The 13,218-nt window shown below is 31.7% G+C and carries 15 protein-coding genes; 10 read left to right on the top strand and 5 right to left on the bottom strand.

Translation table 11 applies throughout. From position 1 onward, the window contains the following. The first annotated feature begins 1 nt into the window (after position 1). Both ACNRYB_RS03115 and ACNRYB_RS03110 read left to right on the top strand, forming a co-directional pair. Positions 2 to 2,764: a PD-(D/E)XK nuclease family protein gene (locus tag ACNRYB_RS03115; RefSeq protein ID WP_473729200.1), complete on the top strand. Its 2,763-nt coding sequence runs from the start codon at positions 2 to 4 to the stop codon at positions 2,762 to 2,764. Positions 2,765 to 3,059: 295 nt separating this feature from the next. Beyond that, complete coding sequence (locus ACNRYB_RS03110; protein WP_473729199.1) at positions 3,060 to 3,734, top strand: ATP-binding cassette domain-containing protein; 675 nt, start codon at positions 3,060 to 3,062, stop codon at positions 3,732 to 3,734. A gap of 6 nt (positions 3,735 to 3,740) precedes the next feature. Here ACNRYB_RS03110 and ACNRYB_RS03105 read toward each other — a convergent pair whose 3' ends face one another. Further along, positions 3,741 to 3,884, bottom strand: coding sequence for a hypothetical protein (locus ACNRYB_RS03105; RefSeq protein ID WP_165352435.1), 144 nt, complete (start codon positions 3,882 to 3,884; stop codon positions 3,741 to 3,743). A gap of 275 nt (positions 3,885 to 4,159) precedes the next feature. On the opposite strand from ACNRYB_RS03105, the gene ACNRYB_RS03100 reads away from it, so the two are divergent. After that, complete coding sequence (locus tag ACNRYB_RS03100; protein WP_242502509.1) at positions 4,160 to 4,495, top strand: roadblock/LC7 domain-containing protein; 336 nt, start codon at positions 4,160 to 4,162, stop codon at positions 4,493 to 4,495. A 200-nt stretch (positions 4,496 to 4,695) separates the two neighbouring features. On the opposite strand, the gene ACNRYB_RS03095 is transcribed toward ACNRYB_RS03100, so the two are convergent. Both ACNRYB_RS03095 and ACNRYB_RS03090 read right to left on the bottom strand, forming a co-directional pair. Then, the gene (locus ACNRYB_RS03095; RefSeq protein WP_473729198.1) at positions 4,696 to 5,472 is read right to left on the bottom strand and encodes an alpha/beta fold hydrolase; all 777 of its coding nucleotides are present in this window, start codon (positions 5,470 to 5,472) and stop codon (positions 4,696 to 4,698) included. A 165-nt stretch (positions 5,473 to 5,637) separates the two neighbouring features. Next, positions 5,638 to 6,441 (bottom strand): TIGR00266 family protein, encoded by an 804-nt coding sequence (locus tag ACNRYB_RS03090; protein ID WP_473729197.1) that lies wholly within the window; start codon positions 6,439 to 6,441, stop codon positions 5,638 to 5,640. 178 nt (positions 6,442 to 6,619) lie between these two features. On the opposite strand from ACNRYB_RS03090, the gene ACNRYB_RS03085 reads away from it, so the two are divergent. Next, positions 6,620 to 6,976: a hypothetical protein gene (locus ACNRYB_RS03085; RefSeq protein ID WP_129746630.1), complete on the top strand. Its 357-nt coding sequence runs from the start codon at positions 6,620 to 6,622 to the stop codon at positions 6,974 to 6,976. A gap of 89 nt (positions 6,977 to 7,065) precedes the next feature. Then, on the top strand, positions 7,066 to 7,584 hold the full coding sequence (locus ACNRYB_RS03080) for a ferritin (RefSeq protein ID WP_129746629.1): 519 nt from the start codon (positions 7,066 to 7,068) through the stop codon (positions 7,582 to 7,584). 55 nt (positions 7,585 to 7,639) lie between these two features. On the opposite strand, the gene ACNRYB_RS03075 is transcribed toward ACNRYB_RS03080, so the two are convergent. Beyond that, a complete protein-coding gene (locus tag ACNRYB_RS03075) occupies positions 7,640 to 8,932 on the bottom strand; it encodes an aminopeptidase P family protein (RefSeq protein WP_129746628.1) in 1,293 nt (430 codons plus the stop codon). Between the two features lie 541 nt (positions 8,933 to 9,473). Here ACNRYB_RS03075 and ACNRYB_RS03070 point away from each other — a divergent pair. Continuing rightward, positions 9,474 to 10,451: an AlbA family DNA-binding domain-containing protein gene (locus ACNRYB_RS03070; RefSeq protein ID WP_473729196.1), complete on the top strand. Its 978-nt coding sequence runs from the start codon at positions 9,474 to 9,476 to the stop codon at positions 10,449 to 10,451. Positions 10,452 to 10,535: 84 nt separating this feature from the next. Here the strand turns inward: ACNRYB_RS03070 and ACNRYB_RS03065 are convergent, their stop codons facing one another. Further along, entirely contained in the window at positions 10,536 to 10,943 is a 408-nt protein-coding gene (locus ACNRYB_RS03065; protein ID WP_066033377.1) for a helix-turn-helix domain-containing protein, read from the bottom strand. Between the two features lie 169 nt (positions 10,944 to 11,112). Here ACNRYB_RS03065 and ACNRYB_RS03060 point away from each other — a divergent pair, with 169 nt between their 5' ends. The 4 genes from ACNRYB_RS03060 to ACNRYB_RS03045 all read left to right on the top strand — a co-directional run bounded on the left by ACNRYB_RS03060 (position 11,113) and on the right by ACNRYB_RS03045 (position 13,128). Then, a complete protein-coding gene (locus ACNRYB_RS03060; protein WP_473729195.1) occupies positions 11,113 to 11,490 on the top strand; it encodes a nuclear transport factor 2 family protein in 378 nt (125 codons plus the stop codon). Between the two features lie 4 nt (positions 11,491 to 11,494). Continuing rightward, the gene (locus ACNRYB_RS03055) at positions 11,495 to 11,932 is read left to right on the top strand and encodes a GNAT family N-acetyltransferase (protein ID WP_129746624.1); all 438 of its coding nucleotides are present in this window, start codon (positions 11,495 to 11,497) and stop codon (positions 11,930 to 11,932) included. A 168-nt stretch (positions 11,933 to 12,100) separates the two neighbouring features. Further along, on the top strand, positions 12,101 to 12,550 hold the full coding sequence (locus tag ACNRYB_RS03050; protein WP_473729194.1) for a GNAT family N-acetyltransferase: 450 nt from the start codon (positions 12,101 to 12,103) through the stop codon (positions 12,548 to 12,550). A 20-nt stretch (positions 12,551 to 12,570) separates the two neighbouring features. Beyond that, the gene (locus ACNRYB_RS03045) at positions 12,571 to 13,128 is read left to right on the top strand and encodes a hypothetical protein (RefSeq protein ID WP_473729193.1); all 558 of its coding nucleotides are present in this window, start codon (positions 12,571 to 12,573) and stop codon (positions 13,126 to 13,128) included. Positions 13,129 to 13,218: the final 90 nt, after the last annotated feature.

Raw genomic sequence — 13,218 nt, 5'->3', positions numbered from 1 at the left:
TATGGTAAATGATTCTTTTCTTCAGAAAATTGCGTCTGTCGTAATTCAGAATTTTGCGGAGAAACTTTCTGATATAACAATAATACTTCCTAATAAAAGGGCAAAAGTTTTTCTGATTGAAGCGCTTAAAAAAGAGACTTCAAAGACTATTATTGCTCCAGAAATTACAAGCATAGAGGATTTTGTTCAAGATGTCGCTTCAATTCGTGCAGTTGATTCGATAGAGCTTTTATTTGAGTTTTATGAAGTTTATTTGTCTATTACAGAAAAGAAGCATCAACAGTCTTTTGAGTTATTTGCTAATTGGGCCAAAACCCTTTTGCAGGATTTTAATGAAATCGACAGGTATCTTTTAGATCCTTCACATGTTCTGTCTTATCTAAAAGATATTGAAGACATAAAAAAATGGGGACTTGAAGTTGATCAAAAAACAAAACTCTTAGAGAATTATATTGACTTTTGGAAATTGCTTCCTGTTTATTACGACTCATTGTACAATCATTTGTTGTTTAAATCGATTGGGTATCAAGGTTTAATTTATAGAGAAGCGGTGAATAATCTCAATCATTTTTCAAATACGATTGGAAATCGCACTTTTATTTTTGCAGGATTTAATGCTTTGAATGCTGCTGAAGAGAAAATAGTGCAGCATTTGCTAGCTTTGGATCAGGCGAAAATTTATTGGGATGCAGATCAAGCTTTTCTAAATGATCCCTATCATGACGCTGGGCTTTTTTTAAGAAGATTTAAAGAAAGTTGGAAATATTATAAGTCAAATATTTTTGAATGGATTGTGGATGATTTTTCGCAATCAAAAAATATTCAAGTTATAGGCACTCCAAAAACAATTGGTCAGGCAAAATTAGCGGGTAGTATTATTGAAAATTTAATAGATCAAAATCCTAATGCTTCACTAGATAAAGTTGCGCTTGTGCTTGGCGAAGAAAACTTATTAGTTCCAGTTTTATATTCGCTTCCTGCGTCAGTCGGTGCATTAAATATTACTATGGGATATTCGGGAAAGAATAACCCATCACAAATATTTGTAGCTAAGTTGTTTAAAATGCATACTAATGCGCTTTCTAGAAAGGGCGGTAGTTATGTTTTTTATTACAAAGATGTACTTGATATTTTAACACATCCCTTGGTTGAGCCTTATGCAAAGGCGCAAAGATTGGTAAGAATTATTAAAGAGAATAATTATACTTTTATTACACATCATAAAATTTTAGAGCTTCATCCTGAACCTTCGCTTTTTTTTAATTTGCTGTTTGAAAGATGGGAAAACGGTTCTGTAGCTGTCCTAAAGAATATTTCAGCTTTGTTAATTGCGATTAAAGAACATTTTAGCAATGACAACGAAGAAGAAAAGATTGCTAAAGCTTTTGTTTATGGCGTTTTTAAAGTAATTAACAAACTGATAAATTATTATTCGAAACATCAGCATATTGATAATATAGAAACTCTTCATTCTATTTACAAACAAATTATAGATTTGGCAGAAGTGTCCTTTGAAGGAGAACCATTGCGTGGTTTGCAGATTATGGGGGTTTTAGAAAGTCGTGTTTTAGATTTTGACACTGTTATTATAACTTCTATGAATGAAGGGAAATTTCCAGCGGGGAAATCGCAGAATTCATTTATTCCATACGATGTAAAGCGTGAGCTAGGGCTTCCAACTTTTAAAGAAAAAGATGCGATTTACACCTATCATTTTTATCATTTGTTGCAAAGGGCTAAAAATATATATTTAATTTATAACACCGAAAATGATGGATTGGATGCAGGGGAACGAAGTCGCTTTATTACGCAATTGGAAGTAGAGAAAAAAATAAAGCATGATATTACTTTCGATATTTATAATCCCGAGTTGCCAAATACAGCTCACGAACCAATTTCTGTTCCGAAATCTGGACTAGTGATGGAGAGGCTCAAGGAAATTGCTGTAAATGGTTTTTCTCCGTCTGCATTGACAAGTTATATTCGAAATCCGATTGAGTTTTATTTTCAAAAGATACTGAGAATTCGTGAGGTAGAAGAAGTAGAAGAAAATATTGCTTTGAATACTTTAGGAACCATTATTCACGAAACCCTAAAAGCGCTGTATGAACCTTTTATTGGGAAGTTTATTTCTGAGACGGATCTTCTAAATTGTTTTAAATTATTGGACGATGAAGTTTTGAAGCAGTTTAAATTGGTTTATAAAGAAGGCGAAATCAAGAAAGGTAGAAACCTTTTGGCCTTTGAAGTGGCTAAACGAAATGTTGCTAATTTTCTCAGAATGGAAGTGGAGTCGGTAAAAAATAATGAAGCGATTCAGATTATTGCTTTAGAGCAGACTTTTGAGCGTGAATTTGTTCATCCAAAACTGCCATTTCCTGTTTTGATTAAAGGAAATGTCGATCGTATTGAACGCCGAGACGGGAAAATTAGAATTATCGATTATAAGACGGGAAAAGTTGAAAAGTCTAATGTTATCCTTAAAACTTGGGAAGGATTGACGCAAGAGCTTAAAAATGATAAAATCATTCAGGTTTTGGCATATGCTTTCATGTATGAGAAAGAGGCAGGAGAACTTCCGATAGAGGTCGGTATTATTTCATTTAAAAACTTAAAATCCGGATTTTTACCCTTTGGATTTAAAGAAGAGAAAGATTTAAACGTTTTGGTTACTTCTCAAATATTGAATTCATATTTAGAAGAAATTGCTAATTTATTAGGAGAGATTTATGATGTTAACATTCCTTTTGAAGAAAAAATATAGAAATCTTATCAGGAAATTTAGAAACATATTTGAATTTTATAAAACTACTTTGGCTGTTAATTTAACTTTCTCAGTTATAGTGTCTCTTTTCGGAGGGCTTAATCAATTTTTACTTATGATAGCTACACTAGGTTTTGTATTAAGCATTGGATTTAAAGAGGCTTTCCGTAAAGATGAATACTTATTTTATATGAATAATGGGATTTCAAAGAGGGCACTTTTGTTCTGTAGTTTCTTAGTGAATCTTGTTTTTGTATTTTTACTTCTGGTAGTTCTAATCTCATTTTAAATATTTTTGAAAAAGCATGTCCTTAAAATAAGTGGTATTCAAAAAAGCTTTAATGATAAATTGTTGCTTTCGGATATTTATTTGGAATTGCAAACAGGACAAATAATGGGTTTATTTGGAAGAAATGGCTCTGGTAAATCTACATTATTTAAGATTATATTCGGAATAGTAACCGATTCTGATAAGAGTATTTTTATTGATGGAATTTCAAAACATAATTCACCTACATTGATATGTGAAATTAGTTATTTGCATCAAAACCAGTTTGTTCCGAATCATTTTTCAGTTTTTAAAGCCATTAGATTATCAATAGATAAACAAAAACTAGACGCTTTTTGTGATGATGGTTTTTTAAAATCGCTTTTTAATCAAAAGGTTAGGAATTTATCTTTTGGAGAACTGCGATATCTTCAGGTTAAATTGATTCTTTTTAACCAATCAAAATTTGTATTATTAGATGAGCCATTTAGCGGTTTGTCTCCAAAGATGATTGAAATTGTATTTAAGTTAATTAAAGAAAATTCTAAAGAAAAAGGAATATTTATTACTGATCATCATTATGAAAAGGTAATAGAAATTGCCACAGATTTAAGAATGTTGAAGAACGGAAAATTAAGCATAATCAGTAAGAAAGCAGAACTTATTGAAAATGGTTACTTGGTAAATCCGGTAATTTTATAGGTGTTTTTAACCAAATATTTTTTTGAAGAAACCTTTTTTAGATTTTTCCTCAGAAGCTTTGGTATTAATATATCCGTTTTCAATACGAAATCTTCTAAACTTCTCCAGTTTTACATTTAGATCAAAGCGTAATTCGTCAACAGTTTTCATTTTAGTAAAAATTTTTGCAAATCTATATAAAAACTTTTTGTCAAACGTAATAATCTGCAAATTTTAATTCTAGAATTAAAATTTGTTAAACAAAATGTTAGGTTTTTGATATTATTAGTTTTTTATGTTAATTTTTTTTGCATATTTTTTGCAAATAAATACGATTAATTATGTGATAAATAAAAGTGTGCCAGTACGTTATATTGCATCTTTTTTTTAACAAGTGTTTATCGAACAATTACCAATATTAAAATATCTTTGATGCTTCCAAAAACATGACAAATAATAATATGGTTGATTTACAAACACTAGTAGAAGAGACCGGAGCAGAGTCTGGGCTGAGTTTTAACATTGATGGCATCTTAAATGAATCTGTTAATTTAGAATACGACGGAAATGTTGCAGCAATGATCGGAATGATTTTAAAGATGTGTCTTGAAATGTCTGAAGATGTTAACAACGGCGATCTTAAACAAGTTATGATTAAGAATAATGACGGAATTGTTGTAGCAAGTAAAAGTCAAGATGATAATTGCATCGCATTGCTTTCTAAAGATTTGAGTAAAATGGGGTTGTTGTTAAGAAGAATGGATTCTATTTTTAAGAACTAGATTAAATCTAATGTTTTTCTTATATAGTTAGTTGTAGATTCTACATAAAGAAAATCTGAATTTAATAAAATCTGACTCTATTTAAATATAAAAAGATATTGTTTTCAGAGTTATAATGATATTTTGCCCCCAAGAATGAGAAAAAGGCTGTTTCAACCCTCGGTTAGAAATGGCCTTTTTCGATTTTAATAGTTGTCTTTTTATTCGAAGAAATGCAGTAAAACGGTTTTTAGTTCTTCTTTGTTTTCAATTTGACTCATGTGCCCATCTTCAAATGAAATTAACTCAACAGTGGTGTCTTCAATTTGAGAAAGACTTTCTTCATAGTTTAAAACAGGATCTTTTTTTCCTAATATCAATAAAACAGGAAAACGATTTTCTTTTAAAAGCCATTCTCTGTCTTTTCTAATTTTCATTCCTTCCTGAGAAGCTATAATTCCTTGTAATGGCGTTTTTAAGGCTTCTATTTTTACTTTCTCAATTTCTTCGGACAATCTCGTTCTGTTATTTTCGCTGAATAAATTTGCAATTGCCAGACTTATAAAGTTAACATAGTTTTGTTTTACGGCTTTAATTGCACGAGTTCTGTTTAGTTTTTTCTCGGCACTGTCTTCTTTTGACGTTGAATTTAGTAAAACCAATTTTTGGATCTTCTTCGGATACAATTCGGCGAAAGCCAAGCCAACATATCCGCCCATAGAATGTCCTACGATAATAGCTTTTTCAATTTTTAGGTTTTCCAAGACTTCATTTACAGCATTGGCATTATCTTCCATTTCATGAACGTAACCTAGCGGTTCAGATTCTCCATGGCCTAATAGATCGATTGTTATGACACGGTATTTTTCTGAAAACAAATCAACATATTCTGCCCACATTTTTTTGTTTTCTAAGAAGCCGTGAAGCAAAACGATTGTATTTCCTTTTCCTAAATCTGTAAAAGATATTTTGGTGTTTTTATATAAAATGTTTTTCAAAACGATATTTTTTGTTGAGAAGTACAAAGTTATGAAAGCTGAACTAAAATATCGTGATGTCTTGATTTAATTGGGAAATCTTTAAAATAGCAATAAATTTATTTATGGCATATAATCATTTGTAATAAAATGAAAATGGCTTCCGTGTCTGAAAGCCATTCTAAATTAAAATCTATTGTCACCATCTAAGAGATTTCCTAGTCCGCCTAGAATACTTCCTTCATCGCGGCTATTTCCGCCAGATCTTGGTGCCGATGCAATGATTCTGTCAGCTAATCTTGAGAATGGTAAAGATTGTATGTAAACGGTTCCAGGACCTTTGAGAGTGGCATAAAATAATCCTTCGCCACCAAAAATAGAATTCTTGATTCCGCCAATAAATTCAATATCATAATCCACATCTTTAGTAAAACCGATAATACATCCCGTGTCTACTTTTAGGATTTCGCCGTGAGCTAATACTTTTTTAGCCATTGTCCCACCAGAATGTACAAACGCCATTCCGTCTCCTTCAATTTTTTGCATGATAAAACCTTCACCACCAAATAAACCGCGTCCTAATTTCTGAGAGAATTCTATTCCTACAGAAACGCCTTTTGCAGCGCATAGAAAAGAGCTTTTTTGGCAAATAAATTTACCTTGAAATCCAGTTAAATCAATTGGAAGAATTTTTCCTGGATAAGGCGATGCAAATGAAACTTTACTTTTAGTATGACCTTGATTTAAAAATGCTGTCATAAATAAGCTTTCGCCAGTAAGAACTCTTTTGCCGGCGCTTAAAAGTTTGCCAAACAAACCCGAACCTTGCTGTTGAGAACCGTCTCCAAATATAGTTTCCATCTGGATGTTGTTTTCCATCATCATAAAACTGCCTGCTTCTGCAATTACAATTTCTTGAGGGTCTAGTTCTATTTCGACATATTGCATTTCTTCGCCAAAAATCTGATAGTCTATTTCGTGTGCCTGCATAATTTCTTAGTTATTTGTTTTCAAAATTAGACTAATCATGTTTTAAAATGTTACAGCTTTTGGTGTATTTCAGTGGTTTTTAAAAACATAAAATCATTTTGTTATTTTAAATTAGTCTTAATTACGTGTTTAATTCCCTTAAATTATATATTTTTGCACCGTTATTATATTTATCAGAATGGCATTAGTTAGTGATTTAACGACCAAAGTATTATTTGAAACCGAAAAAGGATATAGTTATCAATGTGATTTGACTAATAGTATAATTATCAATTTTATTGATACAGTGTCAAGTTATAAAATTCAAGATTTTTTGATTTTTCAAAGAAAGGTTAATAGCGTTGACATTCTTAACATGCTTTACGACTTATCTGATCAGTCAGATGCACAGCTGATTGAAACTACCAAAAGAAATTTTTCCAGAAATCTCACCATCTGCGAAATAGTGCAGTTAAGAGATTTGTTAAACGGAACTAAATTTACTCTCACATTACATTCTATGCTTTGTAGCGTAGCAAATGTTGAACTTATTTAGATTCTTACTTAGATTAAATCCAAATTTTCAGGCACTTAGAGATGCCTGCTTTAATTTTTGTAATTTTACACGTATAAAAATTAAAGGTTATGAAAGATTTACTAAGAACACGTACTTCATTAACTGAAGGTGTAGAAAATATATTGAATTTACAGGCAAAAATAGAAAGTGACGCTTCTAACAAATATTTAGCTATGGCTGCATGGTTGGATAGAAATGGTTATGCTAATACAGCATCGTATTTGTATAAGCAAGCTGAAGAAGAAAGAGAGCATTTTCTGAAAATTTTCAAATTCATTACAGATATGGGCGGTATTGCCATTACACCATCTGTTCCAGAAGTGCAACAGGAATTTGCTTCTTTTAGAGAAGTATTCGAAATTGCTTTGCAAAACGAAATTGCAGTTACTCAAGCAATCAATAAAGTAATCGCAAAATGTAGAGCTGAAAACGACTATGCGACAGAAGACTTTATGATGTGGTATGTAGCGGAGCAAAGAGAAGAAGAGAAAAATGCAAGAAGAGCTTTAGAGCTTTTTGATCTAATTAACGGAAACGAAGCTGACGGCAAATTCCAATTAGATCTTCAGATTTCAAAAATCGGATAATAAACGTTTATAAAATTAAAAAGCCCTTAATAAATTTATTAAGGGCTTTTTTTATTTATGAATTCATCAGGCTTTCAATCTCGTCAACTTCAATAGGAATATTGCGCATTAAGTTAAATGGTTCTCCTTTTTCCTGAACCACAACGTTATCTTCTAAACGGATTCCGAATTTTTCTGCTGGAATATAAATTCCTGGTTCAACCGTGAAAACCATATTCGCTTTCATTGGTTCGTGAAGCAATCCGTAATCGTGCGTGTCAAGTCCCAAATGGTGAGAAGTTCCGTGCATGAAATATTTTTTGTAAGCTGGCCATTCTGGATTTTCGTTCTGAACATCAGCTTTGTCAATTAAGCCTAAACCAAGTAATTCAGAAGTCATGATTTTACCCACTTCAACATGATATTGTTTCCAAAGCGTTCCTGGCGTAAGCATTTTTGTAGCTTCGTTTTTTACTCTCAAAACAGCATTGTAAACCGCTTTCTGACGATCTGTAAAACGTCCCGAAACAGGAATCGTTCTCGTCATGTCGCTTGAATAATTTGCATATTCTGCAGCAACGTCCAACAAAATCAAATCTCCGTCTTTACATTGCTGATTGTTTTCGATATAATGTAAAACATTTGCATTGTTTCCAGAAGCAATAATTGGCGTATAAGCAAAACCTTTAGAACGGTTACGGATGAATTCGTGAGCCAATTCAGCTTCGATTTCATATTCTGTAACATTTGGTTTTACGAATCCTAATAATCTGCGGAAACCTTTTTCTGTAATATCACAAGCATGTTGAATCAAATCGATTTCTTCGCTTTCTTTTACAGAACGCAATCTTTGTAAAATAGGGTTGCTTTTTGCAACATTATGCGCTGGATAACGCTCTTTCCACCATTTTACAAAACGAGCTTCGCGAGTTTCTGTTTCAACAGTTGCACGATAATGTTCGTTGGTATTGATGTACATCGTATCGGCATACGTCATCATTTCGTTCAAAACTTTATGAAAATCCTGCAGCCAATAAACGGTTCTAATTCCAGAAACCTGAAAAGCACGTTCTTTAGTCAGTTTTTCACCTTCCCAAACTGCAATATGTTCGTTGGTTTCTCTCAAGAAAAGCATTTCTCTCTGATGCTCATAAGGCGCATCTGGAAACAAAAGCAAAACGCTTTCTTCTTGATCTACACCGCTCAGGTAAAAAATATCTCTGTGTTGTGCAAACGGCAAAGTACTGTCGGCACTAACTGGATAAATGTCGTTTGAGTTGAATACTGCAACAGAGTTAGGTTTCATTTCAGCCATGAACTTTCTGCGGTTTTTTACAAAAAGAGCGCTGTTTATTTGATGATATTTCATAATTATTTCGTTTTTGAACTTCGAATTTCAAAATTAATGATTTTTGAATTAGTGGCGTATAGCTGATTTATTAAAGTTTTCTTATTTGTTTTTTGGGTTTGCCACAAAGGCGCTAAGGCACGAAGTTTTTTTAACCGCAAAGAACGCTAAGGTTTACGCAAAGTACGCAGGAGATGTTTGCTCGCAAAGACGCGAAGTCGCAAAGTTTTTTGTTGCAAAGTACACAAAGTATAAGTTTTGTTTTGTTTTCCTGAGCGAAGTCGAAGGATCGCAAGTAGCTCTACAAAGATTGATAACCACAAAGCTTGTCATTCTGAGGAACGAAGAATCACACTAGAAACTCCATAAAGATTTGTAATTTTGTTTCACGCAGATTTAGCAGATTCGGCAGATTTTTTCTTTTCAAAATGGCAGTGAACCACAATATTGTCATTTCGACGAAGGAGAAATCTTCACAAGTAACTCTCCAAAGATTGACGATTTTGTATATTAGCTAATTAAAGATAAATGGAATTGATTCAGTAAATTGTAATTAACATCTATGAAGTATTCAAATGTGATTTTTGGAAAGGATTTATATGATTTGACTTTTCAAGATTTGGAAGATTATTTTTTAACTCAAAAAGAGGAGAATTTAAATCTAGAATTTAAATCTTATGTTCCTCAAGGATCGCATAAAGAAAAAGAAAATGTTATTAAGAAGAGCGTTTGTGCATTGTTAAATTCTGAGGGAGGAATAATTATTTGGGGAGCTCCTGTGGAGGGAAAAGACCCAAACGGAAATACCATAGCGATTGGTGGATTAACCCCATTTAACACTATTTTAGATAGAGATAGATTAATAAATATTTTAAGTTCGTCATTAATACCGATGCCTATTGGTATTAGAGTTCAGTTTTTGAATAATGGTAATGGCAGTTTTGTTGTAATAATAGAGGTAGAAAGAAGTATAGAAAGACCACATCAATATGATAACAGATATTATATTAGATTGGATGGACAAACAAGAGTGGCACCACATTATTTGATAAAAGCATTAATACAAAGTAAGGACTTTCCAATACTAAGAGGGCATATTAAATTGAAAGAAATTAGACCACATGGAGATTATATATTGTTAACATTTAGGAAATTGCTTTTTAATACCTCACAGTTTAATAATGAGAAAAATGCTTTTATGAAAATTCTTGTTCTTCCTGGAGAAATTCATGTTAATGGACAAAATAAAGGTAGTGAATATAATATTGATCTTGCTATTTTAAGTCATGGAAGGCCAAGTATGTCAGATATTATAATAGTATTGAAAACAGCAAATCTAAATACTGACTTGAAAATAGCGTTCCAATTTGGAGGTGAAAAATCTCAATCAAAAATCTCGACTTATCAATATAGTTTTAGAAAAGGCTTAAATTTTGGGAAGGTAAAAGATGAAGAGGATTATTTAGTAAGTAAAGATGAAAATAAGTTGCCTTTAATTGAAAATGATGATGAAAAGATAAATAAGATTCTGAATTTTTAAAATCTCTAACAAAAATATGAATGCAAAAAAACCGAAGCCTTCTATTTTGAAAACTTCGGTTTTTTCTTTTATAAAAATAAATTTCTATTTCTTATCAAGCAACTTTTCCAAAAGCGCTACTTTCTCTTTTTCGGCTTCTACCAACCTTTCATAAAGTTTTTCGTTCTTTTCAATAACTTCCAAAAGTTTATCAAGCGGATTAAATGTACAATTATTATGATTTATTGATGAAGAGCCATTGTCATAACTATTCCCCATAATATTAAAAACAGCTTCTTCAGAAAAGTTTCTGATTACATCAGCTGGAACACCTAAAACTTCAGCAATTTTCTTTAGTTTTTCTTCATCAACGTTTTCAGTTCCTTCAATAATAGAGATGGTCTGTTGGCTAACACCAAGCGCAATCGCAAGCGCTTCCTGCTTCATATCTCTAAGTTCTCTAATTCGGCTAATGTTTCTGCCGATATGTTTTGGTTTTATTGCTGTGCTCATGATTCAAAGATATTTAAAATTCTTTTACCTTTTTGGTTTATGCAGAAAACAAGTTTGCAGTTGCAAGTTCTTTTTTGTGGAGTAAAAATACAATTTTTCTGACTATCGAATTGGTTTTGAATTTAGAATTGTGTAATCTTGATAAAGTAATCTTTTTATAGAAAATACCATGACCGAAAGAGAAAAAATAATCCAAAATTATATTGAAGGCTATAATCAATTTGACATTGATAAAATGATTGCTGATTTTGACGAATCAGTTATTTTTGAAAACATTCAAAATGGCGAAATCAACCTGACTTTGAATGGAATAAAAGAATTTACAGTTCAAGCCGAAAAAGCCAAAGAATATTTTTCGGAAAGAAAGCAAACTATAACATCGCTCAGACAGGATGAAATTACAGCAATTGTTGACATCGATTATTATGCAGTTTTGGCAATAGATTTTCCGAACGGATTAAAAGCTGGTCAGAGATTAAATATGAAAGGGAAGTCGATTTTTCAGTTTTTAGATGACAAGATTATCAAATTGACTGATATGAGTTAAGATTATGAGCTTACAAGTAGAAATCAGAAAAGCAGGAAATCAAGATTTAGATTTTGTCTACAAAGCAATCTGCGAACTCGAAAATGAGGTTTTAGATTTTGAAGTTTTCGAAATGATATTCAATGAAAATATTTCAAACTCCAAAAATCTTTATCTCATCGCAGAAAACGAAACAGAAGGTTTAGGGTTTATTAGTTTTCATACTCAAAATCTCCTACATCATTGCGGATTGGTTGGCGAAATTCAGGAGTTTTTTATTCATCAAAAATATCGAGGTCAAGGCGTTGGAAGATTATTGATAAATGAAATTTTAGATTTTGCTGAGAAAAATGCTCTGAAAAGTATCGAAGTAACCACAAATAAAAAGCGAATAGAAAACGTGGCGATTTATGAAAATCTTGGTTTTACTTTGAGTCATAATAAGTTTACGATTTATAAATAGAGATGTTTTTTAACCGCAAAGCTCGCCAAGGTTTACGCAAAGTTCGCAAAGTTTTGTGTTCAAAGCTTTGCGAACTTTGCGATTATTCAATGAAACTTAAGATTGAAAATTCTTTGCGGACTTTGCGGTTAAATTTTAAAGATGCTTAAAAACTTGTTTTTCAAACTAATGATAATTCAAAAAGCCAACATAATCGACAACGAAATTCTAACTTCAATAACCAAAAAGTCAAAAACTTATTGGGGATATTCTGATGAGCAAATTCAGATATGGGATAAAAATCTAACTATTTCTAAGGATTATATAAGAGACCATAACGTTTTTAAATTGGTTGATAATGATTTAATTATGGGATATTATTCTTTTATTTTTGAAAATGACAAGACTGTAGAACTTGATAATTTATTTGTCCTACCTGAATATATCGGAAAAGGATTTGGGAAATATTTGCTTCTAGATTTCTTAAACCGAATGAAAGAAATTGGAATCGAAAAAATAACGCTAGATTCAGAACCCAATGCTGAAGAATTTTATTTAAAAATGGGATTTGTAAAAGTTGGAGAATTCGAATCGTCAATAAAAAACCGTTTTATGCCTATTATGGAAATGAAACTTTAAATTTTAACTGAATTAAAACTATGAATGCAAAACAACGTTGCCTTATCGGATTAGTATTTTTTCTAATTAGTTATTTATTCTTTTCTAAGCTTTTGCCAAGTTTAAGCGAATCTGTAGATTTTGCCCATTGGTTTAATTTAATCGGCGCATGCTTTTTATTGTCTTTTAATGATGCATTTCCTAAAACAAGAATTAATAAAGTGGGTTCTGTTTTGACAACTTTAGGCGTCGTTGCGCATATCGGACTTTGTACAATCGATTTTATAATGTCAAGTTATGGAAATAACGAAATCGAAAAAGCTGAATTAAGTCAGCATATCAGCAATTCGCCATTACTTTTTTATCCGTTTGTGGCTGTTGGTCCGTCTTTGCTTTTTCTGGGTTTAGCAGTTCATGCATTCACTTTTATAAAAACGGAAACTCTAAAATCTTTAATGGTAATAATTGGTGCGGTTACTGTTGGAGTTTCCTTTTTTGCTTTGAAAAATGGAATTTTGATGGTTTTGATCTGTTTGATTTTTGTTTTAGGATTGGGTTTTTTGCTTTGTAAAAAGGAAGAAGAAGGACTATTGAGTTAGTAAAGCGAATTTTTTAAAAATTATAGTTTTTTCCTCAATCTTGTCATTTCGACGAAGGAGAAATCTTCGTAAGTAATTCTATAAAGATTG

It is taken from the genome of Flavobacterium sp. CR10, from assembly GCF_055814415.1.
This window is presented reverse-complemented; position numbering and strand designations above follow the sequence as displayed.